At 63.4% G+C, this 22,627-nt stretch carries 30 protein-coding genes; 11 read left to right on the top strand and 19 right to left on the bottom strand.

The genetic code is table 11. The annotated features are described in order from the left end of the window. Positions 1 to 53: 53 nt before the first annotated feature. The 3 genes from ACGYLY_RS04465 to ACGYLY_RS04455 all read right to left on the bottom strand — a co-directional run bounded on the left by ACGYLY_RS04465 (position 54) and on the right by ACGYLY_RS04455 (position 1,741). Positions 54 to 740, bottom strand: a complete 687-nt coding sequence (locus ACGYLY_RS04465) for a helix-turn-helix domain-containing protein (protein ID WP_395282796.1) — start codon at positions 738 to 740, stop codon at positions 54 to 56. A gap of 362 nt (positions 741 to 1,102) precedes the next feature. Next, positions 1,103 to 1,522, bottom strand: a complete 420-nt coding sequence (locus ACGYLY_RS04460; RefSeq protein WP_395282797.1) for an RNA-binding protein — start codon at positions 1,520 to 1,522, stop codon at positions 1,103 to 1,105. 30 nt (positions 1,523 to 1,552) lie between these two features. Beyond that, positions 1,553 to 1,741: a DUF1918 domain-containing protein gene (locus tag ACGYLY_RS04455; RefSeq protein ID WP_395282798.1), complete on the bottom strand. Its 189-nt coding sequence runs from the start codon at positions 1,739 to 1,741 to the stop codon at positions 1,553 to 1,555. A gap of 159 nt (positions 1,742 to 1,900) precedes the next feature. Here ACGYLY_RS04455 and ACGYLY_RS04450 point away from each other — a divergent pair, with 159 nt between their 5' ends. Then, complete coding sequence (locus tag ACGYLY_RS04450) at positions 1,901 to 2,467, top strand: NUDIX hydrolase (RefSeq protein ID WP_395282799.1); 567 nt, start codon at positions 1,901 to 1,903, stop codon at positions 2,465 to 2,467. Here the strand turns inward: ACGYLY_RS04450 and ACGYLY_RS04445 are convergent. Next, positions 2,451 to 3,275, bottom strand: coding sequence for a hypothetical protein (locus ACGYLY_RS04445; protein ID WP_395284154.1), 825 nt, complete (start codon positions 3,273 to 3,275; stop codon positions 2,451 to 2,453). The two genes, ACGYLY_RS04450 and ACGYLY_RS04445, sit on opposite strands and share 17 nt — an antisense overlap. A gap of 132 nt (positions 3,276 to 3,407) precedes the next feature. Between ACGYLY_RS04445 and ACGYLY_RS04440 the strand changes: the two genes are divergently transcribed. Together ACGYLY_RS04440 and ACGYLY_RS04435 are read left to right on the top strand one after the other, a co-directional pair. Continuing rightward, on the top strand, positions 3,408 to 3,698 hold the full coding sequence (locus ACGYLY_RS04440; RefSeq protein ID WP_231182982.1) for a hypothetical protein: 291 nt from the start codon (positions 3,408 to 3,410) through the stop codon (positions 3,696 to 3,698). A 69-nt stretch (positions 3,699 to 3,767) separates the two neighbouring features. Then, complete coding sequence (locus ACGYLY_RS04435; protein WP_395282800.1) at positions 3,768 to 4,910, top strand: acyl-CoA dehydrogenase; 1,143 nt, start codon at positions 3,768 to 3,770, stop codon at positions 4,908 to 4,910. A 38-nt stretch (positions 4,911 to 4,948) separates the two neighbouring features. On the opposite strand, the gene ACGYLY_RS04430 is transcribed toward ACGYLY_RS04435, so the two are convergent. The 3 genes from ACGYLY_RS04430 to ACGYLY_RS04420 all read right to left on the bottom strand — a co-directional run bounded on the left by ACGYLY_RS04430 (position 4,949) and on the right by ACGYLY_RS04420 (position 6,936). Continuing rightward, entirely contained in the window at positions 4,949 to 5,722 is a 774-nt protein-coding gene (locus ACGYLY_RS04430) for a mechanosensitive ion channel family protein (protein WP_231182980.1), read from the bottom strand. After that, on the bottom strand, positions 5,723 to 6,535 hold the full coding sequence (dacZ, locus tag ACGYLY_RS04425; protein WP_395282801.1) for a diadenylate cyclase DacZ: 813 nt from the start codon (positions 6,533 to 6,535) through the stop codon (positions 5,723 to 5,725). A gap of 134 nt (positions 6,536 to 6,669) precedes the next feature. Beyond that, positions 6,670 to 6,936 (bottom strand): hypothetical protein, encoded by a 267-nt coding sequence (locus ACGYLY_RS04420; RefSeq protein WP_395282802.1) that lies wholly within the window; start codon positions 6,934 to 6,936, stop codon positions 6,670 to 6,672. Between the two features lie 83 nt (positions 6,937 to 7,019). Between ACGYLY_RS04420 and ACGYLY_RS04415 the strand changes: the two genes are divergently transcribed. Next, the gene (locus tag ACGYLY_RS04415) at positions 7,020 to 7,298 is read left to right on the top strand and encodes a PadR family transcriptional regulator (RefSeq protein WP_395282803.1); all 279 of its coding nucleotides are present in this window, start codon (positions 7,020 to 7,022) and stop codon (positions 7,296 to 7,298) included. Between the two features lie 32 nt (positions 7,299 to 7,330). Here ACGYLY_RS04415 and ACGYLY_RS04410 read toward each other — a convergent pair whose 3' ends face one another. From ACGYLY_RS04410 to ACGYLY_RS04395, 4 genes are all read right to left on the bottom strand, one after another. After that, positions 7,331 to 7,846, bottom strand: coding sequence for an acyltransferase (locus ACGYLY_RS04410; RefSeq protein WP_395282804.1), 516 nt, complete (start codon positions 7,844 to 7,846; stop codon positions 7,331 to 7,333). Positions 7,847 to 7,904: 58 nt separating this feature from the next. Further along, positions 7,905 to 8,201, bottom strand: a complete 297-nt coding sequence (locus ACGYLY_RS04405; protein ID WP_395282805.1) for an ArsR family transcriptional regulator — start codon at positions 8,199 to 8,201, stop codon at positions 7,905 to 7,907. Between the two features lie 68 nt (positions 8,202 to 8,269). Next, positions 8,270 to 9,559, bottom strand: coding sequence for a phosphoribosylamine--glycine ligase (gene purD / locus ACGYLY_RS04400; RefSeq protein ID WP_395282806.1), 1,290 nt, complete (start codon positions 9,557 to 9,559; stop codon positions 8,270 to 8,272). A 69-nt stretch (positions 9,560 to 9,628) separates the two neighbouring features. Beyond that, complete coding sequence (locus tag ACGYLY_RS04395) at positions 9,629 to 10,057, bottom strand: hypothetical protein (protein ID WP_395282807.1); 429 nt, start codon at positions 10,055 to 10,057, stop codon at positions 9,629 to 9,631. Positions 10,058 to 10,180: 123 nt separating this feature from the next. On the opposite strand from ACGYLY_RS04395, the gene ACGYLY_RS04390 reads away from it, so the two are divergent. Beyond that, the gene (locus ACGYLY_RS04390; protein WP_395282808.1) at positions 10,181 to 12,325 is read left to right on the top strand and encodes a thioredoxin domain-containing protein; all 2,145 of its coding nucleotides are present in this window, start codon (positions 10,181 to 10,183) and stop codon (positions 12,323 to 12,325) included. Between the two features lie 6 nt (positions 12,326 to 12,331). Here the strand turns inward: ACGYLY_RS04390 and ACGYLY_RS04385 are convergent, their stop codons facing one another. After that, complete coding sequence (locus ACGYLY_RS04385; RefSeq protein ID WP_395282809.1) at positions 12,332 to 12,862, bottom strand: GbsR/MarR family transcriptional regulator; 531 nt, start codon at positions 12,860 to 12,862, stop codon at positions 12,332 to 12,334. A 54-nt stretch (positions 12,863 to 12,916) separates the two neighbouring features. Here ACGYLY_RS04385 and ACGYLY_RS04380 point away from each other — a divergent pair, with 54 nt between their 5' ends. Genes ACGYLY_RS04380 through ACGYLY_RS04370 form a run of 3 tightly spaced genes read left to right on the top strand, consistent with a single transcriptional unit; the run spans position 12,917 to position 15,059 of the window. After that, entirely contained in the window at positions 12,917 to 13,582 is a 666-nt protein-coding gene (locus ACGYLY_RS04380) for an ABC transporter ATP-binding protein (RefSeq protein WP_395282810.1), read from the top strand. After that, positions 13,579 to 14,298, top strand: a complete 720-nt coding sequence (locus tag ACGYLY_RS04375; RefSeq protein WP_395282811.1) for a hypothetical protein — start codon at positions 13,579 to 13,581, stop codon at positions 14,296 to 14,298. Before ACGYLY_RS04380 ends, ACGYLY_RS04375 begins: the two co-directional genes overlap by 4 nt. Next, positions 14,295 to 15,059, top strand: a complete 765-nt coding sequence (locus ACGYLY_RS04370) for a hypothetical protein (RefSeq protein WP_395282812.1) — start codon at positions 14,295 to 14,297, stop codon at positions 15,057 to 15,059. Before ACGYLY_RS04375 ends, ACGYLY_RS04370 begins: the two co-directional genes overlap by 4 nt. Before the next feature lie 36 nt (positions 15,060 to 15,095). Here ACGYLY_RS04370 and ACGYLY_RS04365 read toward each other — a convergent pair whose 3' ends face one another. Next, positions 15,096 to 15,467, bottom strand: a complete 372-nt coding sequence (locus ACGYLY_RS04365; RefSeq protein WP_395282813.1) for a thioredoxin family protein — start codon at positions 15,465 to 15,467, stop codon at positions 15,096 to 15,098. A gap of 99 nt (positions 15,468 to 15,566) precedes the next feature. Between ACGYLY_RS04365 and ACGYLY_RS04360 the strand changes: the two genes are divergently transcribed. Then, a complete protein-coding gene (locus ACGYLY_RS04360; protein WP_395282814.1) occupies positions 15,567 to 16,661 on the top strand; it encodes a PLP-dependent cysteine synthase family protein in 1,095 nt (364 codons plus the stop codon). A 170-nt stretch (positions 16,662 to 16,831) separates the two neighbouring features. Next, on the top strand, positions 16,832 to 17,776 hold the full coding sequence (locus ACGYLY_RS04355) for a formate/nitrite transporter family protein (RefSeq protein WP_395282815.1): 945 nt from the start codon (positions 16,832 to 16,834) through the stop codon (positions 17,774 to 17,776). Positions 17,777 to 17,957: 181 nt separating this feature from the next. On the opposite strand, the gene ACGYLY_RS04350 is transcribed toward ACGYLY_RS04355, so the two are convergent. From ACGYLY_RS04350 to ACGYLY_RS04340, 3 genes are all read right to left on the bottom strand, one after another. Further along, on the bottom strand, positions 17,958 to 18,431 hold the full coding sequence (locus ACGYLY_RS04350) for a hypothetical protein (protein WP_395282816.1): 474 nt from the start codon (positions 18,429 to 18,431) through the stop codon (positions 17,958 to 17,960). Between the two features lie 70 nt (positions 18,432 to 18,501). Beyond that, positions 18,502 to 18,966 (bottom strand): DUF5804 family protein, encoded by a 465-nt coding sequence (locus ACGYLY_RS04345; protein WP_395284155.1) that lies wholly within the window; start codon positions 18,964 to 18,966, stop codon positions 18,502 to 18,504. Positions 18,967 to 19,065: 99 nt separating this feature from the next. Then, positions 19,066 to 19,440: a cyclic nucleotide-binding/CBS domain-containing protein gene (locus ACGYLY_RS04340; protein ID WP_395282817.1), complete on the bottom strand. Its 375-nt coding sequence runs from the start codon at positions 19,438 to 19,440 to the stop codon at positions 19,066 to 19,068. A 158-nt stretch (positions 19,441 to 19,598) separates the two neighbouring features. Here ACGYLY_RS04340 and ACGYLY_RS04335 point away from each other — a divergent pair, with 158 nt between their 5' ends. Then, the gene (locus tag ACGYLY_RS04335) at positions 19,599 to 20,078 is read left to right on the top strand and encodes a dual specificity protein phosphatase family protein (RefSeq protein ID WP_395282818.1); all 480 of its coding nucleotides are present in this window, start codon (positions 19,599 to 19,601) and stop codon (positions 20,076 to 20,078) included. 49 nt (positions 20,079 to 20,127) lie between these two features. Here ACGYLY_RS04335 and ACGYLY_RS04330 read toward each other — a convergent pair whose 3' ends face one another. The 3 genes from ACGYLY_RS04330 to sucC form a co-directional block, all read right to left on the bottom strand. Continuing rightward, the gene (locus ACGYLY_RS04330) at positions 20,128 to 20,337 is read right to left on the bottom strand and encodes a hypothetical protein (protein ID WP_395282819.1); all 210 of its coding nucleotides are present in this window, start codon (positions 20,335 to 20,337) and stop codon (positions 20,128 to 20,130) included. Between the two features lie 218 nt (positions 20,338 to 20,555). Continuing rightward, positions 20,556 to 21,425, bottom strand: coding sequence for a succinate--CoA ligase subunit alpha (sucD, locus tag ACGYLY_RS04325; protein ID WP_395282820.1), 870 nt, complete (start codon positions 21,423 to 21,425; stop codon positions 20,556 to 20,558). After that, positions 21,422 to 22,564, bottom strand: coding sequence for an ADP-forming succinate--CoA ligase subunit beta (gene sucC, locus ACGYLY_RS04320; RefSeq protein WP_395282821.1), 1,143 nt, complete (start codon positions 22,562 to 22,564; stop codon positions 21,422 to 21,424). Before sucC ends, sucD begins: the two co-directional genes overlap by 4 nt. Positions 22,565 to 22,627 lie beyond the last annotated feature (63 nt).

Below are 22,627 nucleotides of genomic sequence, written 5' to 3'. Positions count from 1 at the left end.
GATGACTCGAAATCCTACGGCCGTTTATATCACCCGCCGAATCGACGGTCGGTTCAGTCGGGCAACGGGGGCCATGTCGAGGCCACGGACGTCTCCACGAGGTGCGTCTGTGCGCGCCGGAGTCGCTCGGAGAGCGACGACGGGGAGATTCCGAGTTCGACGGCGACGTCGTCCAGCGACGCCGCCCGCGGAATTTCGAAATATCCCATCTCGTAGGCGGTTCGGAGCGCCTCGTGTTGACGGTTCGTCAGTCCGTCTCCCGGCGCTTCGGGCTCGCCGTCGTGTGTGAGTCGCCGCAGCGAAAACTCGCCGTTGTGCCGCCAGAACTCGCTGAACTCGTCGAAGGCCCGTCTATCGGCGAACCAACCCGTTTGAATCCACCCAGTTCCCGTGACGCGAATCCGCTCGATGATGGCCTCGGCGGTGGCGAGCGAATGGAGGTTCGACAGGTCCTCGATGTGGTCGCCGAGTTGTGCCTCCTCGCCGATAGCTGGGAGGACTTGGTAGCGGCGCGTTCCGCCCGCACGTCCGACGAGGGAGTACTCAGCGACGAAGGCGGTCGATTCGAACGCGCGCTCCACCGACGCCGTCGCTCCGCTCGTCACGTGGACGATGAACGGGGGGAGGTCGCCGTGATTGTACTGGAGTTCGATTTCCATCGTCGCCTCGGAAGCGGACTCGGCGACGTCGACGAACGGAAGGGCTTCGCACGTAATCTCGTATTCGGCGACGAGTCCCATGGAGCTTCCATTTCGGGCGGCGCTAATGGGCGTGTTGGTAATCACTGAATCCGAGCCGAACTCCACACGTCAGAGAGACCAAAAATGGAACACGACGATATCGTAGTTAGTGCGCCGAGAAGCCGTCTATCACGCCGCCGCAGTCGGGACACGACACGTACTCTGTTCCGGTACTTTTGTGACCGGTCGGGTTGCCGTTGCGGGTCGTACGTGAACTTCCACCGCGACGCAAGTCGGAATTGCAGTATGGACACTCTTGCATGATACTCATCCACGCGTTGCGTGGTAACGTCTATCACCTCAATGGTAGTCGTGATAAACTTTGTGTCGGCCTAACTCCGGACGAAAACCGGTAATCGCGATTACGAGAGTGCTTTCCGCGCGTTCTCGACGGCCGCATCCTTCTTCGCGGGATAGGCTTCGACTTTCGCACGGAGGGTGATTCCGTCGCCGAGTTCGATGGCACCGCGGTAGGCGGCCTGCTTGTCGAGCGAGATGAAAAACGAACAGTTCTCGTCCACGCGCTGGTCGAGTTCGTCGCGCAACCGCCCGATGTCGTCGAGTTCCCGGAGTTTCGTCAACACGTTGCGCATCTCGTCCGCGTTCTCCACCCGGGCCGAGAAGATGAGGATGCGGTCGCCGAGATGTCCCTCGCTCTTCGTGCGCTCGATTTCGGCCTCCTCGGGGAGATAGGCGCGGAGGGAGTCCTCGACGCGCTGGTCGTCTTCGGTCGCGTAGCAGAATGCCCGCAGGTCGATGTAGTGAAACGGAACGCTGGCCATGATGGAACGTACGAATCGAAGGAAGAAAAGTTACTCCTCGTCCTCGACGGCTTCGAGGGAATCCTCGGGGATGCCCGTCTCCTGTCCGTCCTCGAAGCTGATGGTGTAGGTGGCGTCACCGAACATGTTCTCCATGACCTGCGTCACCGTTCCCGATTCGCCGTCGTACTCGCTGTGCTGGTCGTGCAGAATGACCGCGTCGTCTTCTTCGAAGCTCATACCGGCGGATAGCCCATCCGGTCGTAAAAACCGACCGATTCCCGAGTGCCGTCGTCCGAAGGCTTATTTCGCCCGCTAGAATATCGTGGCACATGATCGTACTCTTCGCGCGGCCGGGTTCTCGTTCGTCTTCAGGGGTAGTCGGCAGTCAGTTGCACGATGACGCTCGATGACCTGTGGTTTCTCTCGACGGAGGCCGAACAGCGGGCGGAGCAGACCTATCACCGACTGACCGAGCGACACACGGAATTTTTGGAGTTCACGCGGCACTACGAGGTGTCCCGCGGTCGGTTTCGTACGCTTGCCAACCGAGTTGCGGAACACGGCGCGCCGTACGGCGCACACACCATCGTCTACCGCCCGTCCCGCGAGGTACTCCTCGTCTGGCACGCCGGCGTCGATATGTGGGTCCTCCCCGGCGGCGGCATCCATCCCGACGAATCCTATCGCGAGGCGGCGGAGCGGGAACTCGACGAGGAGGCTGGCATCGAAGCCGACTACGAGGGGTTGGGAATCGCGACTCGCACCGCGATTCGATGCGGGGAGTACTCGACGTGGGGCGTCCTCCCCGTGTTTCAGGCGTGTGCGCAAACGACGACGCCGACGGTCCGTGACCCGGACGGGGAGATAACGGACGCGAAGTGGTTCGCCGAACTCCCGGACAACACCCGCGACCGGGAGCAACTGGTCGCGTGGAAGGAAGAACGGTTCAGTCCCCGTGTGTAACGCCGTCGCGTGAATCCGCGTCCATCCGCCGCACCGCGGCGCGGGCGTTGCCCGATTCGTAGCCGAAGAACACGTCGTTTCCGTACGCGTCCGCGACTTCCGCGGCGTGGATGAGGTCGTCGATGTCGATATCGACCGCGTAGAGTTCGACGCTGAACGGAGCGTCGAGGAAGTCCTCGAACCCGCTGGCGATGATTTCCAGCCAGTACGTCGTGGAGTAGGCCATGTCGTACAGCGGGACGACGAACTCGTCCACGTACTCCGAAAGCGCGTCCAAATCGAGACCGGCACGGTCGTAGAGGTGGCCGGGATACGGGTCGGGATACAGCGTCAGATACGTCTTACCGGGGATTCTGTCGCTCGCCTCCGCGACGAATTCCGTGATGACGCTCGCGCGCCACGCCTTCCAGTCGTCGTAGTCGCTCGCCGCGAATTCCGCCTCGCACTGCTCGCAGTGGCAGTATTCTGCCCGTGGAAAGCCGATGTCGTCCAACCGAACGTCCGGGTACGCTTCGGCGGCGTCGGAGACCATCTCCAACAGGCCTTCGCGGTACGCCTCGCGGGTGGGACAGATGTAGCCCCAGTCGAAGTAGGGTCGCTCGCGAGTCGCCAGTTCGCCCTCGTCGCTCACGGGCACCAACGAAGGGTCGTTTTCGGCGGCGGTGCTGTCGCCGAAACACGAAATCATGTTCACGCCCGTCTCGACCGGTTCGGTTGCGCGCCCCGTTACGTCCTTCATCTCGTAAAAGCCCCGCTCGAACTCGGGCCACTCGAGTTCCTCGGGATTTCGCGTCACCACGCCGTACATGGTTCGCCGTTCGGGTTCACGCCGGTAAGACGTTTCGAACGCGGCGTTCGACCCGTCCGTTCGTCTCCCCACTTCAACTCCTTTCGAGTTCGCACCACAGGTCTACCCCGGAGGAGACTAATACTCTAATCCATGATTCGAACGCTACTTCGATTCGCACGAGCCAACTTGGGACTCCTCCCGTCCGCGGCACCGAGCGACGAGCGACCGCTGAAAGCGTTACAGGGGAACGGGAGCAGTTCCTTCGACAAGCTGAACATCCTGTCCCTGCTCGCGCAGGCGGGCTACGCCTTCCAGAAGGGCAACGCGAAGCGCGGCGCGCTCCTGCTCGGCGCGGCCACCATCGCGCCGAAGAACAAGGAGGCGTCGTACCTCATTCAGGGTGTCCTCACGCTGGACTCCGTCCGAAAGCGACTGTCGTAAACGACGACCGGTGTAGCGGGACCGATCGCGATGGGAAAAGTAAAGGATTGACTGCACGCATTTTCCGTTATGGACTTCAGTCTCTCCGCAGAGCAGAAACAGATCCGGGACATGGTCGCGGAGTTCGTGGACGAGGAGATCAAACCTCGCGCGGCGGACATCGACGAAACCGACGAGTTCCCCAGCGACCTCGTCTCGGAGATGGCGGACCTCGGCCTGATGGGTATGCCCTTCCCCGAGGAGTACGGCGGGGCCGGACTCGACTACCACTCCTACGCCATCGGCCTAGAGGAGATCTCGCGCGGAAGCGGCGGCCTCGGGACCATCGTCGCGGCCCACACCAGCCTCGCGGGCAACATGCTCTACGAGTTCGGGAACGAGGAGCAGAAAGAGGAGTTCCTCACGCCGCTCAACGAGGGCACCGACATCGGCGCGTTCGCGCTCTCGGAACCCGGCGCGGGCAGCGACGTTCCGGCGATGGACACCACCGCGGAGAAGGAGGGAGACGAGTACGTCATCAACGGCGGTAAACTCTGGATTTCGAACGGCTCCGTCGCCGAAACCGTCACCGTCTTCGCCAAGACGGACCCCGACGCGGGCAACAAGGGCATCTCGTCGTTCGTCGTCCGCCCCGAGGAGGACGACGGCTTCCACGTTGAGGGAACCGAGCACAAACTCGGCGACAAGGGCTGTCCGACCGCCGAACTTCGCTTCGACGACATGCGTATCCCCGAGGACCGCCTGCTCGGCGAGGAGGGACGCGGCTTCGTCCACGCGCTGAAGACGCTCAACGGCGGGCGCATCACCATCGCCGCGCGGAGCATCGGCCTCGCCCGCGCCGCACGGGACGACGCGCTGGAATATGCCCAGCAGCGCGAGCAGTTCGACCGCCCCATCAGCGACTTCCAGACCATTCAGCACAAACTGGCCGACATGGACACGAAGGTGCAGGCCGCCAAACTCCTCATGCACCAAGCCGCGGACCGCAAGATTCGGGGCGAGGACTTCATCAAGCAGGCCGCGCAGGCAAAACTGTTCGCCAGCGAAATCAGTCGGGAGGTCGCCAACGAGGGCATCCAGATCCACGGCGGCTACGGCTACACTACCGATTTCGACGCGGAACGCTACTACCGCGACGCCAAACTGAACGAGATCTACGAGGGGACGAGCGAAGTCCTGCGGAACACGATCGCAGCGCAGATGCTCGACTGAATTCGGGTACCGGGCGAGAAAAACGGTTTTTGAGGGGGCTAATTACGGAGCCGAACCGCTCCCTTTCGAAAGACGAGGTGGTTCGGGATGATGAACTCCTCGCCGTCGTTTTCGATATGTGTGACGAACATGTCCACCTCCTGAACTATCCCCTGATTGCCGGCGACGCGAATCTCGTCGCCGATGCCGTAGGGCTGATTGAGCAGGAGGTAGATACCCGCCGCCGAGGAGCGAAGCAGGTCCCAGAACGCCACCGCGCCGAAGACGATGGCGGCGGCGACGTACGCGCCGAAGAGGACGAGGAGGGTGAGTACCGCGATTCCGATCTGACTCAGGGCGATGAGCGACGAGATGTAGACGATGCTGTATTTGACGATTCGCGGGATGACGTTGACTTCGGGGAGTTTGACGCTCCGAAGGCGTTCGCTCACCAGCAGTTCGGCCTTGTCCGCGACGACGAACCCGATGATGAACACCAGCGCCGCGACGAACAACTGCGGCGTGAAGAGGATGATTTGCCAGAATAGTTGGGTGCTGAGCGGCAGTTCGGCCGTGTTGAGCGCGAGGAGAATCGTGACGCCGTAGATGAACCACGAGGTGAGACGTGCGATGAGCGAGACCGTCGTCGTTCCGAGGCTGCGGGCGGTCCGTTCGAAGGGCGTCCCTTCGACGACTTCGGGGAGGCCGGCCGCTTTGAGGATACGCATGTTCAATCGGCCGAGGAGATAGCCCGCGATACCGCCGACGATGAGGATGAGGAGTGCGAGAACGACGCGATACTCCTGCTGGAGGAGTACCTGCCAGTCCGCCATCTAGTACGCCTCCGGGTCCAGTTCGAGGATGATTTCACCGCCCTTGAACGCCCGGACGAGGCCATCACTCTCCGAGAGGACGATGGCGGTGGCGTTCGTATCGCGGGTGATGGCACCGCCCGCCATGTGCCGTGCCCCGAGTCCTTTCGGGATGTCCACGCCCTCCGCGGACGGTTCGAGGTAGCGGTACGCCGAGACGATCTTTCCCGAATCGGAGATGACGAACGCGCCGTCGAGTCGGGAGAACTCCTTCAGCATGACGTTCACGATGGGGTCGCCGACGTGCACGTGGCTCTTCTCGAAGGGGTTGTACGACAGCGGACGGGACTTGTTCATCACTTTGCCCGCATCGCCGACGACGAACAGCGCGCCGACGGGTTTGCCCTTCTGCCCCTTCTTCCCGAGTTCGATGGCGACTTCGAACACGTCGCGAATGACGCCGGGATCGGCCCGCGAGTTGGCGAAGAGGTCGTAGATTCCCGAATGAACGTCCTCGTCGGCCCTGACGCGGGTGACGGTATCGACGCCGTCGTCGAACATGCTCGCGACGCACGTCAACTCGTCACCGTCCTCCGCGAGTCCGTTATCGATAGCCCCCTCGATGCCGAATCGGATGCGGTCTTTGACGCTCTCGAATTCGAGCGGCAGTTCCACGAAGTCGCTCGCGCCGATGTTGTTGCTGGGAGCAACGACGACCACGTCGGTGTCGTTGAGGTCCGCGAACCGTTCGTAGTACGACCCGCTCGGGGAGAAGAGAAACACTGCGTCGACACCTCCGACGAGGTCCTCCAGAAGTTCGCTCAGGGTAGCCATTACAGAAGGCCACTCAATCACCGGAGAAAAGGTTTGTGGGGGTATATGTCATCAGAAATCTCTTTTTGCGTACCTGTCTCCCATCGTTGACTGGAGATGTTAGTCGGGTTTCGACGCCGCCTGTGTCCGAATTTTTACATTCCCATATCCGACGCGCGGTCGGGAACCGGCAGGTCGTTCGGTCGAACGGACAGCAGTTCCGCGACGTGGTCGAGCGCCATGTCGAACCCGTAGTACCGTTCTAGTTCCGGACTCTCCGGTGTCTCCCGAACTTTCAGCATTCCGTACCCGTCGCGGTTCTGTGCGACCGTTGCGCTTCTGCCCTCGCGTGAGAATTCGAGGACGCGCTCGTGGTCGGTTTCGAAGTAGCGTGCCGTGATTCCGTCGTTCGAGGTGCTCATACGCGGCGGTTCGGAGGGAACACAGTCGAAGCTATCGGTTCCAACCCGAAAGCCACGTGAAGGCCGCCGTCCCACTCCCGAGCATGACGCGCTGGCACCAGAGCGGCACCCGTCGAGACATGTGCATCCTCCTCGCCGAGGCCGGCGAACTTCGCGGCCAGAAACTCAAGACGCGACTGGAATCGCGGTACGACAAACAGATAGAGCCGAAACGATACTACGCCACGCTCGAACGACTCGTGGAAAGCGGCCACGTCGAAAAGCGCGTCGAAGGGCTGTACGACGTGTTCTCGCTGACGGACGTGGGACGAAAACGGCTGGAAGAACAGTTCGAATGGATGAAGCGGAGCGTGGAGGATTGAACCACCGATGTGCACATCGGGCAGAACGCCGACTACGTCACTCTCTCGCTCGACATCTCGGTGGCGGGGACGCCCGCGACCGTCGTATCCGGCGGCACGTCCCGCGTCACCAGCGAGTTGGCCGCGACCTGCGCGTTCGCGCCGATTTCCACGCCGGGGAGGATTGTCGCGTTCGCGCCGATCATCGCGCGTTCGCCGATGACGACTTCGCCGGTCCGGTACTCGTCCTGTAAAAACTCGTGACAGAGGATGGTCGCGTCGTAGCCGATGATGGCGTGGTCCTCGACGGTGATGAGGTCGGGCCAGAACACGTCCGGCGTCGATTCCAACCCCCACGACACCCCGCGACCGACCGAGACGCCGATGCCTCGAAGGAGCCAGTTCTTCAGTCGAAGGCTCGGATTGATTCGGACGAGCCAGATGACGAGGTAGTGTATCGCGACCCGAAGTGGACTCCGGGCGTTCGTCCAATACTGCAAGGAGTTCAGGCCGCCGGGCGTTTCGTGGCGCGTGATTCGCTCGTGACGCCGGGTCGTGTCGTCGCTCACGGTCCCGACTTTCGTTCGAATTAGCTTGAACCTACCTCTCCCCCGTTCGACCGGTTTCTCACCGCTCGCCCGCCAGTTCGAAAAACGGTTCGAGTTCGGCGACGGCGGCGGTCGGTTCGACCGTCTCGGCGTCGCGGTCGTACTCCACGATTCCCATCCCTTCGAGACGCGGGAGATGGGAGTGATGGAGGCCGACTTCGATACGCGATGCGTCGCCGTCGGATTTCGAACTGGTCATCTCCGCGAGTTCCGAGACGGTGATTTCGTCGCCGCTGTCCAAAAGGGTGGAGAGGACGTGGCGACGCTGACGATGCGACAGTACGTCGAATATTTCGTCCGCGGTCAGTTGTTCCATACGAATTCATCAGGTCGAGGTGACTTGATTATAGGCCGATTGACCGCTCCGTAATGCGGTCGTTACGATTAGTTACGCAGTTCTTGTACGTGGTCGATTCGCCGTCGCAGGAGCGCTTCGGTTCCGATGTCGTGGCGCATGTGCAGGCCCTCCTCGCCGGCGACCGAAAGCGCGTCTTCGGCGATCTCCTCGGCGTCCGCGATGGACTCGCCAAGCCCCACAACGGCGAACGAGCGGGAGGTGGTGGTGTAAATCCCGTCGTCGCGCTCGTCGACGCTGGCGTAAAACAGGATCGCGTCGCCCGCGTTCTCCTCGCTGATTTTCACCTTCGCTCCGGCTTCAGGGTCGGTCGGATAGCCGTCAGGCACCGCATACTTGCACACGGTCGCCTTCGGCGCGAAGGTGAGTTTGGGCAAGTCGTCGCCTTCGCGCGCGGCGACGAGAACGTCGAGGAAGTCGGTCGCGAGAACCGGCAGGGTGTTCATCGCTTCGGGGTCGCCGAACCGGGCGTTGAACTCGATGACCTTCACGCCGTCGGCGGTGAGCATGAACTGTCCGTAGAGGATGCCTCGATAGTCGTCCAGCGCCGCGACGGTCGCTTCCAGCACTTCGACGGCCTCGTGGTAGTCCTCCTCGGTCATGAACGGGAGTTCGAGGCCCGCATCGCTGTAGCTTCCCATGCCGCCCGTGTTCGGCCCCTCGTCGCCCTCGTAGGCGCGCTTGTGGTCCTGAACCGCGGGCGTGACGCGCAGTTGGTCGTTCGCCACGAGCGCTTGAACCGTGAACTCCTCGCCGACGAGTCGCTCTTCGAGGACCACGCGGTCGTAATCGCTGTCGCGGAGGTACTCCTTCGCTTCCGCGTTGGTCACCTGGTCGCCGATGACTTTGACGCCCTTCCCGCCCGTCAATCCGGCGGGTTTGACCGCGAGGTCGCCATCGTACTCGTCGATGTACTCACAGGCCGCCTCCATGTCGTCGAACGTCTCGAAATCGGGACAGCCCGGAACCCCGTGTTCCTTCATGAACCGGCGCTGGTACGCCTTGTCCGTCTCGATGCGCGCTTCGTCGGCGTTCGGGCCGAACGCGTAGATTCCGGCGTCGTTCAACGCGTCCGCGACGCCCGCGGCGAGGGGTCCCTCCGGACCGACGACGGCGAGCGTCGCGCCGACCTCCTCCGCGTAGGAGACGACTGCCGTCGTGTTCGTCGTTTCGAGCGTCTCGAACCCGTCCGCGAGACGGGCGATTCCCGGATTTCGATTGCCCGCACAGGCATACAGGGCTGTGTCGCTGTCGTCCAGCGCTCGGGCGATTGCGTGTTCACGGCCGCCGCCACCCACCAACAGTACGGTCTCGCTCATGTGGGCACGATATGCGCACAGCGGTGTAAACGTTGCCGTTTGACACCGATGATGTATGCACGTTCGTGGTTACTCGGGGCCGAACCGATCCTCCAGTTGCTTCCGAATCGACACCGCCACGTCCTCGAAATCGGCGATCGGCAGGTTATCGCTCGTCATGAGGATACCGTGGTCGCCGACGATGACGCGGCTGACGAACCCGTCGGCGAACGCGCGGATGGTGAGTTCGTACTCGCCGAGGATCGGTTCGAATCCCTCTTCGCCGAGGCGTCGATACGTCTCGTGAGTCCCGAAGCCGAGCCGTTCGTTGGCGACGAAGACGGCCTTTCGTTCCTTCGCCACCGCTCGGTCCCCGCCGTACAGGTCGCTACGAAGGTAGAGCAGTTCCGAGTCGGTCGGCGTGAAGTGAATGACGCTCCGAAGCGTGTCCCCGATCCCCGTCCGACAGGTCGTCGCTATCTCCTCCGCGAACGCCTCGTCGATGCCTGTTTCGGACATGTGAACACTCTACGCCGGCGACGGATATGAGCTGTTGGATTTTCTGAAAGAGGAGGAGGAGCGGTTCGGTCGTCCGTCGAGCGAATCCCCATCTTTACCTCCTTCAATAGACTCAGTACGGATATGACCGCGCCCACCGAACGCAACCGACTGGACGAGGAGGAAAGTCCGTATCTCCGCCAGCACGCCGACAATCCGGTTCACTGGCAACCGTGGGACGAGGCCGCGCTCGAAGCGGCGAAGGAGCGGAACGTTCCCATCTTCCTCTCCATCGGCTACTCGGCCTGCCACTGGTGTCACGTGATGGAGGAAGAGAGCTTCGAGGACGAGGAGGTGGCGGAACTGCTGAACGAGAACTTCGTCCCGATAAAGGTGGACAGGGAGGAGCGCCCGGACATCGATTCGATTTACATGAGCATCTGCCAGCAGGTGACGGGCGGCGGCGGGTGGCCGCTGTCGGCGTGGCTGACCCCCGACGGCAAACCGTTCTACGTCGGGACGTACTTCCCCAAGCGTTCCCAGCAGGGACGACCCGGGTTCGTCGAACTGCTCGAAAATGTGAAGAACACGTGGCAGGAGAACCCCGAGGAGATGAAAAACCGCGGCGAGCAGTGGACGGACGCCATCGAGGGTGAACTGGAATCGACGCCCGAGGCCGACGACGCGCCCGGCCCGGAACTGCTCGAAAGCGCGGGCCAGCAGACCGTCCGCACCGCGGACCGCGAGTACGGCGGGTTCGGTCGCGGGGGGCCGAAGTTCCCGCAACCGGCGCGAGTTGACTTGCTCCTCCGGGCGTACGACAGGACCGGCGCGACCCAGTACCGCGACGTGGCGGTCGAAACGCTCGACGCGATGGTGAACCGCGGGATGTACGACCACATCGGCGGCGGGTTCCACCGCTATGCGACCGACCGGAAGTGGACGGTGCCGCACTTCGAGAAGATGCTCTACGACAACGCGGAACTGCCCCGCGTACTCATCGAGGGGTATCGGCTCACCGGCGACGACCGATACGCCGACGTCGTCCGCGAGACGTTCGAATTCCTCGAACGCGAGATGCGCCACCCCGACGGCGGGTTCTACAGCACGCTCGACGCCCGAAGCGAGGACGAGAAGGGCAGCTACGAGGAGGGGCCGTTCTACGTCTGGACGCCGAGCGACGTGTACGAGGCCGTCAACGACGAGCGCGATGACGACGACATCGACGACGAGACGGTGGCGGACATCGTCTGCGAACGTTACGGCGTCACCCAATCGGGCAACTTCGAGGGGAAGACGGTGTTGACCCTGACCACGGATATCCCGGACCTCGCGGAGAAGTACGACCTACCCGAGGACGAGGTTCGGAACCTGCTCGAACGGGCCACCCTGTCCATGTTCGAAGCCCGCGAGGAACGGAACCACCCGCCCCGCGACGAGAAGATTCTGGCGGGGTGGAACGGTCTGCTGATTGCCGCGCTCGCGGAGGGCGGTTTCGTCCTCGCCGACCACTACACCGACCTCGCGGCGGACGCGCTCGACTTCGTTCGCGAGCACCTGTGGGACGAGGAGGAAGGGAGACTCTCGCGGCGATTCAAGGACGATGATGTCGCCATCGAGGGCTACCTCGAAGATTACGCCTTCCTCGCGCGCGGTGCGTTCTCGCTCTATCAGACGACGGGGAATCCCGAATGCCTCGGGTTCGCGCTCGACCTCGCGCGTGCCATCGAACGCGAGTTCTGGGACGAAGAACGCGGCACGCTGTACTTCACGCCCGAGAGCGGCGAGCGACTGGTCGCCCGTCCGCAGGAACTCGCCGACCAGTCCACCCCGTCGAGTCTGGGCGTTGCGACCGACGTGCTGGCCGTCCTCTCGGAGTTCGCGCCCGACGAGGCGTTCGCCGAGGTCCCGGAAGCGGTGCTCGAAACCCACGCTCGGACCATCGAGTCGAACCCCTTCCAGTACGCGACGCTGGCGCTCGCCGCCGACCGCAACGCGACCGGGTCGCTCGAACTGACCGTCGCGGGTGACGAACTCCCGGCGTCGTGGCGGGAACGGCTCTCCGAAACCCTCCTTCCCACGCGGATTCTGACCCGACGCCCGCCGACGGAGGACGGCGTGACGGAGTGGTGTGATGAACTCGGATTGGAGAGCGTGCCGCCGATTTGGGCCGACCGCGAGTCGTCCGGCGAACCGACGCTCTACGTCTGTCGCTCGTTCACCTGCTCGCCGCCCGTGACGGACATCGACGCGGGGTTGGAGTGGGCGGACGACCTCGCGCCGGAGTAGCGTTCACTACTCCCGTTTGAGTTGCTTGACGAGGTTCATGAATCGGTCCAGCGGGACCCGACCGAGGACGCTGATGAGCATATCCGTCTGGTCGTACAACCGCCGCAGTCGCCGAACTTTTTCGAGGTCCTCGTCCGCGCCTGCCGCTTCCAACTGCTCCTCGGCGTCGGCGAGCGCGCGCGACATGATCTGCGTCTCGCGTCGTATCTCGGTCTGCAGGAACTCCTGAACGACGTGCCACAGATCCGTCTCGGCTTCGAAGAACGCCCGCTTTCCTTCCCCCGGTTTCGACCGGCGGTTCACCATGTGAAACCGTTGTAACGTGCTCATCGCGTCGCTCACGGTGGACTTCGCGTAGCCGCTCTCCTCGACCAACTCGTCCAATGAGAGCGGGTCGTGGGCGAAAAAGAGGATGCCGTACAACCGACCGTAGCTTCGCTTGACGCCGTAAATCGACGTGGAGCGTTCTATCGCCTCGATGACCTCCTCGCGGGCCGCTTCGCGCTTCTCCTCCCGGGTTTCCTCGGGGTCGTCCATGGACGGGGGTTGGCAGCGAAAACACTAAATCGTTGTCTTCGGAATATTCAGTATATGCCGAATTTAGAAAATCAACAAACGTCGAAACCGAGCGTCGTCCTGCGAGCGGACGGCATCGAGAAGCGGTACGGCTCACATCTCCCGTTTTCGCGGGACGTGGAAGTGCTCACTGGCGCGAGCATCGACGTTCGCGCCGGCGAAATCGTCGGCATCGTCGGCGAGAACGGGAGCGGGAAATCGACGCTCCTGAAGACGTTGGTAGGTGCGATCGAAGCCGATTCCGGGCGGGTCGAACGCGACGGGACCGTCGGGTGGTGTCCGCAGGAACCGCGACTCTACGACCGACTCACGCCGCGCGAGACGTTTCGACTGTTCGGCGAGGGGTACGGTCTCTCGGATTCTAAAATCGAGTCCCGAACGGGGACGCTCGCGGAGCGATTGGATTTCGAGCGCTTTCTCGACAGGCGAATCGACCACCTGAGCGGCGGCAACCGACAGAAGGTGAACCTCGCAGTCTCCCTGCTCCACGAACCGAGCGTCCTCCTGCTGGACGAACCGTACACGGGCTTCGACTGGGAGACGTACCTCGCCTTCTGGGACCTGACCGACGAACTCCGCGAGGACGGGACTGCCATCGTCATCATTTCCCACCTCATCAACGAACGCGAGCGCTTCGACCGCGTCTGTGAACTCCGGGACGGCGCGCTGGAGGAGCAATGAGGCTCGCAACCGGCGTCAGATCGCACGTCGCGTCGTTCGTCCGCGAACCGGTGTCGGTCGTCCTCCTGCTCGGCTTTCCGATAGTCGTCGTGGAAATCATGCGGTTGGCGCTCGCGTCGTTTCCCGAGATGCCGTCGATGCCCGCCCCGCCCGCCACCGTCGCCCGGATGACCGGCGCGCTCTTCGCGACGGCGTTCCTCGCCGGAATGGTCGGCGTCTTTCAGGTCGTCAGCGCGACGGCGGCGGACCGAAGACTCGTCCTCTGTGGCTTTCCCCGAACCGAACTGTTTCTCTCGCGGTTGGTGACTCTGTGTGGCGTGACAGTCGTCGCCGCGCTCCTCTCCTTCGCCGCGCTCTGGCGACACGTCTCGCCCGCGAAACCGGCGGCGGCGTTCGCGGCGCTCGTCTTCGCCGGGTTCGTCTTCGGCCTGTTCGGCATGCTCGTCGGGTCGCTCGTCCCCCGCGAACTCGAAGGCTCGCTCGCGCTGGTGTTTCTCGCGGACGCCGACCTCTTTCTCGGCAGCGGACTCGTCGGGACCGACTCGCCGCTTGTCAAGATATTCCCGCTTCACTATCCCCAAACGTTGTTCGAATCGGCGGTCGTGAGCGGAACCATCACTACCGGCGACGTGGTGGCCGGTGGGGCCTACGCCCTCGTCCTCCTCGTTCTCGTTTCGCTCGCGTACGGCCGCACCACGGGAGGTGCGGCCGTATGAATCACGCCGCATCCGACGCGCCTGGAAGCGGTTCACGGACGGGCCGCGTCGTCACCGCGACGGTTGCGGGGTTGAAAAGCTACGCGCGGAACCCGCTGTTGCTCGCCATGTTCGTCTTCCTGCCCACCTACTTCCTCGGCGTCGTCTCGTTTCTCACCCCGGACGCGCCGACGCCCGTTCACCTCCCCGGCGGCGGGACGACCACCGCGTCGCTCTCGACGGTGTATCCGGTTCTGTTGGCGCCGCTGGTCGGCGCGCTGGTCGGCGGATTCGCGGGGTTCTTCCGCACCCACGCGGGACGGGACGCGGACGCTCGCCTCGTCCTCGCGGGGTATCGACCCGGCGAACTGATCACCGCCAGACTTGGCCTCCTCGCCGTCGTGGGCGTACTCGTGACGGCCGTCTCGATGGGGGTTCTGCTCGTGACGCTCGGCCCGAACCGACCGGGCGAAATCGCCCTCGCGACCCTGCTCGCGGCCGTGACCTACGGCATCGTCGGCGCGCTCGTCGGCATCGTCTTGGGTCGTCTGCCGGGCGTCTACCTCATGCTGTTCGGGCCGTCGATCGACGTGTTTCTCTTCCAGAACCCCGCCACGACCCCCGACCTGCCGGTCGAACTGCTTCCCGGCCACTACCCGTCCGCGCTCGCCGTCGAGGCCCAGTTCGGGGGCGGAATCACGGTCGAAACCCTCGGCTTGGGCGTCGCGTACCTCGCGGTCGTCACGCTCCTTTCGGTCGTGCTGCTGCGGTTACGACGGTGAGAAAAACGGAGGCGGAATTGAAACGTAATCGAATCCTCAGGCCAACGCGTCGCTTTCGAAGAGTCGGCGCGCGAGGTAGTCCGCCGCGGGCAGGTCCTCTTCCTCCTCGAATCGGGCGACTTCCTCGTCCGCACGCTCGACCACGATGGTCGGGATGAGCGTCACGTCGTACTCCTCGGTGAGTTCGCCGTTCTTGTCGTCGTCCACCTCGTAGACGTGAACTCGTTCGTCCTCCACGCCCGCGGCCTCCAGTGCGGCGAAGAAGTCCGGCAGGCACGACTGGCAGTCGCCGCACCAATCCGCGCCCCAGACTCGGTAGGTGAGTTCGCCGAGACCCGATTCGAAGGCGTCTATCGCTTCGCTGTGTTCGCTCGCGTCCCACTCGGGGTTCGGTTTTGTCGATTCCATGTTCGAAGGATGGGAACCAACGCGGATAAGAATTCTCGCTTCCGGCACCCTCTGCCGGAGTCCAGTAGGTGTTTAGGCGTGGGATTCGTACCGTGAAACATGAAATCATCCATCCTCGACGCCGTGGGATCGCCGCTCGTCCACGTCCGCTCTCCCGAGGGTGCGACCGTTGCGGCGAAACTCGAATCGTTCAACCCCGGCGGGTCGGCGAAGGACCGACCCGCGCTGGCGATGGTCGAGGCCGCGGAGCGCGCAGGGGAACTCCACACGGGCGACCGAATCGTCGAACCGACGAGCGGCAACACGGGCATCGGTTTGGCGGTCGTCTGTGCGGCCCGTGGCTACGACCTCACCATCGTCATGCCCGCGTCGAAATCGCCGGAGCGCAGACAACTGCTCAAGGCCTACGGCGCGGACCTCGAACTCGTCGACGGGAACATGGAGACAGCCAAGGCGCGGGCGACCGAACTCACCGAGTCCGGCGACGCGGTGCAACTCGGCCAGTTCGAGAACGCGTCCAACGCCGAGGCCCACTACCGCACGACCGCGGAGGAGATTCTCGAACAGGTCGACGGCCGCGAAATCGACGCCTTCGTCGCGGGCGTCGGCACCGGCGGGACGATTACGGGCACCGCCTCGCGCCTGTTGGAGGAGTTCCCCGACATGGACGTCGTCGCCGTCGAACCGGACCGCAACCCCGTCCTCTCGACCGGTGAACCCGGCGAGGACGAGTTTCAGGGGATGGGGCCCGGATTCGTAAGCGAACTCCTCGACACCGACCTGCTCGATTCGGTCGAACGCGTCGCGCTGGAGGACGCCGAGGAGGAGTGTCGTCGTCTCGTCCGCGAGGAGGGAATTCTGGTTGGCCAATCGAGCGGCGCGGCGAGCATCGCGGCCTACCGGGTCGCAGAGCGTCTCGCCCGGCCGGAACTCAACTGCCCGGAGGTCCCCGAGGAGTGGAACGACATGGTGGAGACGGACGACGAACGAACGAGAGCGACGTCCGACGGTGGTGCCGATGATCAATCGGCAGTACATCGGATGAAATCCGATGGTGGTGCCGACGACGAATCGGCAGTATATCGGGCGAAGCCCGATGGTGGTGTCGAACAGGGCTACGACGACTGCCCGCTCGTCGTCACCGTCTTCCCCGACAGCGGGGAGCGCTACCTATCGACGGGCATGTTCGACTGAGGCCACGCGCTCGGCGTCGTTCGTCGTCACCTGTTTCTCGCGTCGGACCGTCGATAGCGGGTCATTTGCTTCGATTTCGACCGCCGCAACCGTCTTACTCGTGTGGGGTGTGTTCGTGTACAGCGAGCAGTCCGACGGCGACGGCTTGCGTTCCTGACCCGTGGAGAATCATGAGTGCAGACGACTCGAAATCCGACGACAGCATTCGAGAGGCGGTCGACCGCGCTCGAAGCGGCGCGCCAGCGGCCGGCGAGGCCGTTCGGGACCGGTTCTCGACGGACGAGATATTTCAGCGCGTCATCGCGAGCGCCGACGAGGAGATAGACTCCAGCGTCCGTGAACTGTTCTTCAGCGGGTTGGCCGCCGGGTTCGCCATCACGCTCACCGTGCTGGCGCACGCGGAGCTGAGCGCGACGTTCTCCAACCCGCAGATCGGCGCGCTGCTGTATCCGGTTGGCTTCATCTACATCATCATGGGACGGTATCAGCTGTACACGGAGAACACGCTTCCCCCGGTGACGCTGGTGTTGACCCGCCTCGCGAGTATCCCCCTCCTGTTCCGGGTGTGGGGCGTCGTGCTGTTCGGCAACCTTCTCGGGGCGGCACTCGGGGCGTTGGTGCTGGCACACGCCAACGTGCTGACACCGGAAGCGGCACACGCGGCGGTCGAGTTCGGACGGGAGGGGATTCGACAGGGCTGGTGGTCGCTGTTCTTCAAGGCCATCTTCGCCGGATGGCTCGTCGCGGGGATGGTCTGGCTCGACCACGCCTCCCGTGACTCGGCGGCCCGACTGCTCCTCGTGTACGTCATCATCTACACGATTCCGGCGACCGGCCTCTACCACGTCGTCGTGACGGCGTGCGACGCGTCGTATCTGCTGTTCACCGGCCATGCAGGGTTGATCCCCGTCGTCGTCCACTTCTGGACGCCGGTCCTCCTCGGAAACACGCTCGGCGGCGTGTTCCTGGTCGCCGTCGTGAACTACGCGCAGACGGGCGAACGCCACTTCCTTTCGGATTATCGCGAGACGTTGACCATCCGAGAGTGGGTGCTGGGGTGGCATGCGGGTCGTCCGAAGGTGTCGTTGCGGGAGGACGGAGGCGATTCCGAGTGAGCCACCTCACGAATCGAGACGGGACGCTGCTCGTCCCTCGTTTTCACGAACTGGGAACGATGGCCGTCCGTTTTCTACCCCGAGGTACTGTTTCGACCGTGGGTTCGCCATGGCCCATCCTCCCGCTGCCCCGCTGACGTTTCGGTCCCCGACTCCGGTTCCCGAAGCCCTCCCCTCTCCCCTACCCGTCTCGTCGCACGTCGAGAAGCATGGCGACGGTGTTCTGGAGATATCGCATGGCGGTTGCGAGGCCCATCAGACCCTCCATCACCGACTGCCGACTGGCCCCGTCGGGATAGATTCGATGTTCGAGTTGAATCGACTGCGCGTCCCGCAACTCACACGATGTTCCCTCCGCGTCGAGAAACGTATAAAATCCCGGCGTCGCCGCCAGCGCCGGTCCGATGCGGGTCAGTAGTTCGTCCCTGTCCGTCTCGCTTTCGAGGAGTCGTCGGGTTCGTTCCGTGTCGAACGCCGTGTTGCTGACCAGTCGAATCGGTCCCAGCGTCTCCTCTTTGATGATGTGTATCGGTAGTCGTGCGAGTCGAAGTTGAATGTTGAACTCCGTCCCTTCCTCGTTCACGTGCTGAACGTCGTTCACGACCTTCTCGTCCAGCCATGCCGCTACCTGTTCCTCGCTGATTGGCCCCACCATACGCCCCCGTCGCCGAGTACGTGGAAAAGGGTTGTGCCGGAACTTTCGGGGGCGATTTCCCGTCGTTCTTCTACGATCGGAATTCGTCTTCCGTCACGCGGACGACCACCGTGTCGTCCACGTCGCGCAGGTCGTACTCCGGAACCCCATCGGCCGTCCGAGCGACGTACATCGGTTCCACGAGTTCCGCGCCGAACTCTCCGTTCATGACGCCATACACTTTGAGCAGCGGGTCCGTTTCCGCGGCTTCCACTTCGCGGTCACGCACGCGCGCCGCAAGTTTCCGCGAGAGCCATTCCTCGTCGCTCACGCTCGGGTCAAGGACGAGCGCCTCGTCCACGAAGCGAACCAGATACCAGTTCAGGTCGTTCAACAGCGAGGTCGCGGCGCCGACGCTGATGGTCTCCAGTTCGAGGCAGTTGTCGTACGGTTCGCGGAGCTGATAGGTCGCGAGCGCATCGCGTGCCGTCTCACGTGAGAGGAGTTCGGCACGCAACTCGACGCCTTCCGAACCGACGAGCAGGACGCGGGTCACAGTTTCCGGTGGCAGCGCCAAAGTAAAGCGATTTCGTCTCGTCGCGGTGAACGTGCCATCGTCCGGGCCGTCCCCCCGCTTCGACCGCCGTCTCCCCCCTCAGGAGAGGAGGGTGGTGACGTCCGTCGAGGAGACCATCCCCACGTACTCATCGTCCACGACGGGGAGGTGTTTGATGCCGTAAGTGGTCATCATCGCCGCGACTTCCTCCATGTAGAGGTCTGGCGTCACGGTCTCGACGTCCTCGGTCATCACGTCCGCGACCGTCACTTCCGTCGGGTCCAACCCGTCGGCAGCGGCGTCGAGGACGTCGGAACTGCTGATTATCGCACGCGGCGACGTCGTTACGACGAGCGCGCTGATGTCGCCGTCGCGCATCACCGTCGCGGCCTCCGCGACGGTCGCGTCCGCGGAAATCGTCTTCAGTGGCGTTGACATCATATCCCTCACACGAGTTCTGTCGTTGTTGCTCATACCACAGTACACGACGCCGGGGGATATTGGTCTTTTCCCGCATCGACCCGATTCAAAACTAACTTCGATGACTATTCCCCCGTCGTCGTTTCGTTTTTCAACTGTATTCGGTCGAAAAATCGAAAGGTTGAAACACAGCATCCGACGAGCACGAGAGGATGGCCGACGAACCCGATGCGGGCGACGAACCGCACGTTTTCGTCCGACCCGTGGGATACGTCGCCGACGAACCGGCGATTCGGCGTCTCGGACCGCGGGACCTGTTCATCGGAAACGAGGCGGCGGCACACCCCGACCGCCACGACCACGCGTTCGACTGCGTCCTCTCGGTTTCCACCGAGAGCCATCCGCTCACCACACACCACCATCCCCTCATCGACGGCGCGGGGAACGAGTGGCACGCGTTCGAAAGCGCCGTGGACACCGCGCGACGGTTGTTCCGCGGGGAAGGGTCACTCCTCGTTCACTGCACGGCGGGAATTTCACGGAGCAGCACGGTTCTCGCGGCCACGCTCGCCGCCGAGGAGGACAGGACGTTCCACGACGCGCTAGCCATCGTGCAGGAGGCGCGTCCGCACGCCGTCCCGAACCCGGCGCTCCACGAGTTGGCGGTGACGTATCTCGCGGCGCGGTCGTAGACGAACTTCGTCTGAACCCTCGTCTCCAAAAAATACGATTCAGTCCCCGCTACGGCAGGTGCGGATCCGACCGCCGGGGAACGTACGGCTTACGCGGTTCGACGGAGATGCTGCTGACGGGCAAGCCCCGTTCGTCCAGCACGGCGTGAATTGCACGCAAAAGTTCCTCGTCCACGTCGTCGGCGTCGATGCTGCGGAAGCGGAGGCCGACCTGTTTGATGGCGATACTCTTTTCTTGAGAAGGTTCGTTGTCGGACATGCTTCGATAGCCTCGAAGCAAGCAGGGTAGGTGCTCTGACACCTGCCTTTCGGCGAAAGCCCTGTTGCTTCGTCCGACATATCATATTACGAGGAGTTAATTCTATTGGTTCGGCGTGTTCGAAATCCGAGAAGAACCCGCCCATCACGTCGCTCGCGATTCGAACGAGGATCGCTCCGCTCGACGGGACGGACGAAACGAGAAATAGAGATGGGAGATTACAGGAAGTCTTCGATGTTGTCGGCGACTTCTTCGGGCGTGTCGCCGACCGGAACGCCCGCGTCGTTGAGGGCGTTGATTTTGCTTTCCGCGGTTCCGGTTCCGCTGCCGGAGACGATGGCACCCGCGTGGCCCATGCGTTTTCCTGGCGGGGCCGTGCGACCGGCGATGAAGCCGGAAACCGGGGTGTCCATGTTCTCCGCGATGAAGGCCGCGGCCTCCTCCTCGTCCTCGCCGCCGATTTCGCCGCACATGACGACCGCGTCGGTGTCCGGGTCGTCCTCGAAGAGCGAGAGCGCGTCGATGAAGTCCGTGCCGATGATGGGGTCGCCGCCGATGCCGATGGCGGTCGTCTGCCCGATGCCGCGCTGGGTGAGGCTGTCCACGACTTGGTAGGTCAGCGTCCCCGAGCGCGAGACGAGACCGACGTTACCGGCCTCGAAGATGTTGCCGGGGAGGATACCGAGTTTGGCCTCGCCGGGCGTGATGATGCCGGGGCAGTTCGGGCCGAGCAGTCGCGTGTCGGTCTCCGAGAGGCGCTTGTACACCTTCGACATGTCCTGCGTTGGAACGCCTTCCGTGATGGCCACCGCGAGGTCGAGGTCCGTGTCGAGGGCCTCGAAGATGGCGTCTGCCGCGAACGCGGGCGGGACGAAGATGACGGACGCGTCGGCGTCCTCCTCCTCGACCGCTTCGTTCACGGTGTCGTAGACGGGCACGCCGTGTGCTTCCTGCCCGCCCTTGCCGGGGACCGCACCGGCGACGACGTTCGTTCCGTACTCCATCATCTGTTGGGCGTGGAAGCTTCCCTCACCGCCGGTGATACCTTGGACGACCACTCTGGTGTCGTCGTCGACGAGAATGCTCATTGTTTGTCCTCCGCGTTTTCGACGGCACGCTGAACCGCGTCTTCGAGCGTTGCTTCGACCTGAACGAGGTCGGTATTCAGAATCTCCATTCCTTCCTCGGCGTTCGTCCCCGCGAGTCGAACGACGACGGGTTTCGGAATCTCGTCGAGCGATTCGAGCGCCTCGTTGATACCCTTGGCGACCTCGTCGCCGCGGGTGATGCCGCCGAAGATGTTGAAGACGACTGAATCGACGTTCTCGTCCGAGAACACCATGTCCAGCGCGTTCGTCACGCGCTCGGCCTTCGCGCCGCCGCCGATGTCGAGGAAGTTGGCGGGTTCACCGCCGTAGTAGTCCACGAGGTCGAGCGTGGTCATGACGAGACCGGCACCGTTGCCGATGATGCCGACGTTGCCGTCGAGTCGAACGTAGTCGAAGCCGTACTCGCCGGCCTTGCGTTCGAGGTCGTCCTCGTAGGAGTCCTCCTCCATCTCCGCGAGGTCGGGGTGACGGAACAGCGCGTCGTTGTCGATGTTGAGCACCGCGTCGGCCGCGACGACCTCGTCGTCGCTCGTGACCATCAGCGGGTTGATTTCGGCGTCGCTCGCGTCCTTGTCGGACCAGAGGTCGTACAGCGTCGTGAGGACGCTCGCGACGTCCATGGCGATGTCCTTGTCCACGCCCGCTTCGAAGACGGCCTTGCGGGCCTGATACGGGTGCATCCCGAACGCCGGGTCGATGTGTTCCCGGGCTATCGCCTCGGGGTCCTCCTTGGCGACGGATTCGATATCGACGCCGCCCTTCGTGGAGACCATGGCGACCGGTTTGCCCTCGCCGCGGTCCATCGTCACGCCGACGTAGAGTTCGTTGACGAAGTCGACGGCCCCTTCGACCAACACCTGTTCGACCGTGTATCCTTTGAGGTCCATTCCGAGGATGTCCTCGGCGGCCTCCTCGGCCTCGTCGCGGTTCTCAGCGAGTTTGATTCCGCCGGCCTTTCCGCGGCCGCCGACGTGTACTTGCGCTTTTACCGCGACGGGGTAGCCGATGTCCTCCGCCGCTTCGACGACTTCCTCGACACTCTCCGCGAGCGCCGAATCCGGCGTCGGAATCCCCGCGTCGGAAAACACCTCCTTCGCCTGGTACTCGTGTAGCCTCATGCATTCGAAAGGGGGTTTCCGCGCCGCTTAAATCCCGCCGGTTCGTTGCGAGAGCAGTTTTTG

It is taken from the genome of Haladaptatus sp. CMAA 1909 (assembly GCF_043952005.1).
In the GTDB taxonomy this organism is placed as follows: domain Archaea; phylum Halobacteriota; class Halobacteria; order Halobacteriales; family Haladaptataceae; genus Haladaptatus.
Note: the sequence above shows the minus strand (reverse complement) of the source record. Positions and strands in the feature narration are given on the sequence as shown.

What these genes read in the sequence shown, in the direction of transcription:
- ACGYLY_RS04465 (WP_395282796.1), bottom strand. Translation starts at nt 740, where the DNA reads ATGGGACTCGTCGCCGAATACGAGATTACGTGCGAAGCCCTTCCGTTC.
- ACGYLY_RS04460 (WP_395282797.1), bottom strand. Translation starts at nt 1,522, where the DNA reads ATGGCCAGCGTTCCGTTTCACTACATCGACCTGCGGGCATTCTGCTAC.
- ACGYLY_RS04455 (WP_395282798.1), bottom strand. Translation starts at nt 1,741, where the DNA reads ATGAGCTTCGAAGAAGACGACGCGGTCATTCTGCACGACCAGCACAGC.
- ACGYLY_RS04450 (WP_395282799.1), top strand. Translation starts at nt 1,901, where the DNA reads ATGACGCTCGATGACCTGTGGTTTCTCTCGACGGAGGCCGAACAGCGG.
- ACGYLY_RS04445 (WP_395284154.1), bottom strand. Translation starts at nt 3,275, where the DNA reads ATGTACGGCGTGGTGACGCGAAATCCCGAGGAACTCGAGTGGCCCGAG.
- ACGYLY_RS04440 (WP_231182982.1), top strand. Translation starts at nt 3,408, where the DNA reads ATGATTCGAACGCTACTTCGATTCGCACGAGCCAACTTGGGACTCCTC.
- ACGYLY_RS04435 (WP_395282800.1), top strand. Translation starts at nt 3,768, where the DNA reads ATGGACTTCAGTCTCTCCGCAGAGCAGAAACAGATCCGGGACATGGTC.
- ACGYLY_RS04430 (WP_231182980.1), bottom strand. Translation starts at nt 5,722, where the DNA reads ATGGCGGACTGGCAGGTACTCCTCCAGCAGGAGTATCGCGTCGTTCTC.
- dacZ (WP_395282801.1), bottom strand. Translation starts at nt 6,535, where the DNA reads ATGGCTACCCTGAGCGAACTTCTGGAGGACCTCGTCGGAGGTGTCGAC.
- ACGYLY_RS04420 (WP_395282802.1), bottom strand. Translation starts at nt 6,936, where the DNA reads ATGAGCACCTCGAACGACGGAATCACGGCACGCTACTTCGAAACCGAC.
- ACGYLY_RS04415 (WP_395282803.1), top strand. Translation starts at nt 7,020, where the DNA reads ATGACGCGCTGGCACCAGAGCGGCACCCGTCGAGACATGTGCATCCTC.
- ACGYLY_RS04405 (WP_395282805.1), bottom strand. Translation starts at nt 8,201, where the DNA reads ATGGAACAACTGACCGCGGACGAAATATTCGACGTACTGTCGCATCGT.
- purD (WP_395282806.1), bottom strand. Translation starts at nt 9,559, where the DNA reads ATGAGCGAGACCGTACTGTTGGTGGGTGGCGGCGGCCGTGAACACGCA.
- ACGYLY_RS04395 (WP_395282807.1), bottom strand. Translation starts at nt 10,057, where the DNA reads ATGTCCGAAACAGGCATCGACGAGGCGTTCGCGGAGGAGATAGCGACG.
- ACGYLY_RS04390 (WP_395282808.1), top strand. Translation starts at nt 10,181, where the DNA reads ATGACCGCGCCCACCGAACGCAACCGACTGGACGAGGAGGAAAGTCCG.
- ACGYLY_RS04385 (WP_395282809.1), bottom strand. Translation starts at nt 12,862, where the DNA reads ATGGACGACCCCGAGGAAACCCGGGAGGAGAAGCGCGAAGCGGCCCGC.
- ACGYLY_RS04380 (WP_395282810.1), top strand. Translation starts at nt 12,917, where the DNA reads ATGCCGAATTTAGAAAATCAACAAACGTCGAAACCGAGCGTCGTCCTG.
- ACGYLY_RS04375 (WP_395282811.1), top strand. Translation starts at nt 13,579, where the DNA reads ATGAGGCTCGCAACCGGCGTCAGATCGCACGTCGCGTCGTTCGTCCGC.
- ACGYLY_RS04370 (WP_395282812.1), top strand. Translation starts at nt 14,295, where the DNA reads ATGAATCACGCCGCATCCGACGCGCCTGGAAGCGGTTCACGGACGGGC.
- ACGYLY_RS04365 (WP_395282813.1), bottom strand. Translation starts at nt 15,467, where the DNA reads ATGGAATCGACAAAACCGAACCCCGAGTGGGACGCGAGCGAACACAGC.
- ACGYLY_RS04360 (WP_395282814.1), top strand. Translation starts at nt 15,567, where the DNA reads ATGAAATCATCCATCCTCGACGCCGTGGGATCGCCGCTCGTCCACGTC.
- ACGYLY_RS04355 (WP_395282815.1), top strand. Translation starts at nt 16,832, where the DNA reads ATGAGTGCAGACGACTCGAAATCCGACGACAGCATTCGAGAGGCGGTC.
- ACGYLY_RS04350 (WP_395282816.1), bottom strand. Translation starts at nt 18,431, where the DNA reads ATGGTGGGGCCAATCAGCGAGGAACAGGTAGCGGCATGGCTGGACGAG.
- ACGYLY_RS04340 (WP_395282817.1), bottom strand. Translation starts at nt 19,440, where the DNA reads ATGAGCAACAACGACAGAACTCGTGTGAGGGATATGATGTCAACGCCA.
- ACGYLY_RS04335 (WP_395282818.1), top strand. Translation starts at nt 19,599, where the DNA reads ATGGCCGACGAACCCGATGCGGGCGACGAACCGCACGTTTTCGTCCGA.
- ACGYLY_RS04330 (WP_395282819.1), bottom strand. Translation starts at nt 20,337, where the DNA reads ATGTCCGACAACGAACCTTCTCAAGAAAAGAGTATCGCCATCAAACAG.
- sucD (WP_395282820.1), bottom strand. Translation starts at nt 21,425, where the DNA reads ATGAGCATTCTCGTCGACGACGACACCAGAGTGGTCGTCCAAGGTATC.
- sucC (WP_395282821.1), bottom strand. Translation starts at nt 22,564, where the DNA reads ATGAGGCTACACGAGTACCAGGCGAAGGAGGTGTTTTCCGACGCGGGG.